The organism is Methylobacterium sp. AC690, from assembly GCF_979256535.1.
Map to the genome: position 1 here is coordinate 1 of NZ_CEEDOX010000055.1, position 647 is coordinate 647.

Consider the following 647-nt stretch of genomic DNA (forward strand, 5'->3'; position numbering starts at 1 on the left):
CCGACGCTGGACAGGCCGACGCCGACCCCGACCATGTTGAGGATGACCTGGGTCACCAGCGCGGTGACGGCGCCGGCAAAGATCGCCCCCCAGGAGACCTGGTTCAGCAGGACCGTGCGGGTGTCGGCCGAGGCCGCCGTGGAAGAGGTCGCGAGAAGGGGAGAGGTAGACACGTGACAGGTACTCCGGGTCGTCGGTCGTCCGAGAAGTTCGGTCGTTCCAAGGGGCAAGGTGTGAAGGGTCAGGGGCGGAAGGGTCGGTCGGGGGGCGTTCCCGGGTCCGACCGCGCAGTCCCGGCGCGGTCGGACCGATCCATCGCGGTGTCGGGGTGCGGTGCCGCGGTCAGTCGCGGCCGTGGATGAGCAGGCCGAGGCCGTAGCCGAGGAGGCCGGCCACGAGCAGCGCGGCCACGGGGTGCTCGGCGACCTGATGGCTCACCTCGCGCCCCCCCTGGCGCAGGGAGCGGCCGCCGTTCTCGTAGGCGTCCCCGGCGCGGTCGTAGGCCTCGCGGCCGGCGCCGCGCACGGCGCGCTCGGCCCGGTCGTAGGTGTCGCCGGCCGCCCCCTGGGCCCGGCGGGCCCGGTCCTCGACATCGTCCGACCCGATCAGGTTGCCGACGGTGTCGCGGACCTTGCCGCCGATCTCGC

At 73.9% G+C, this 647-nt stretch carries 2 pseudogenes; both read right to left on the reverse strand.

Going from position 1 to position 647, the window contains the following annotated elements:
- Nucleotides 1-173 (reverse strand): annotated as a pseudogene (locus tag AC0IY1_RS25295) (PhnA-like protein); the annotation flags it as partial.
- A 169-nt stretch (nucleotides 174-342) separates the two neighbouring features.
- Nucleotides 343-647, reverse strand: a pseudogene (locus AC0IY1_RS25300) (CsbD family protein); the annotation flags it as partial.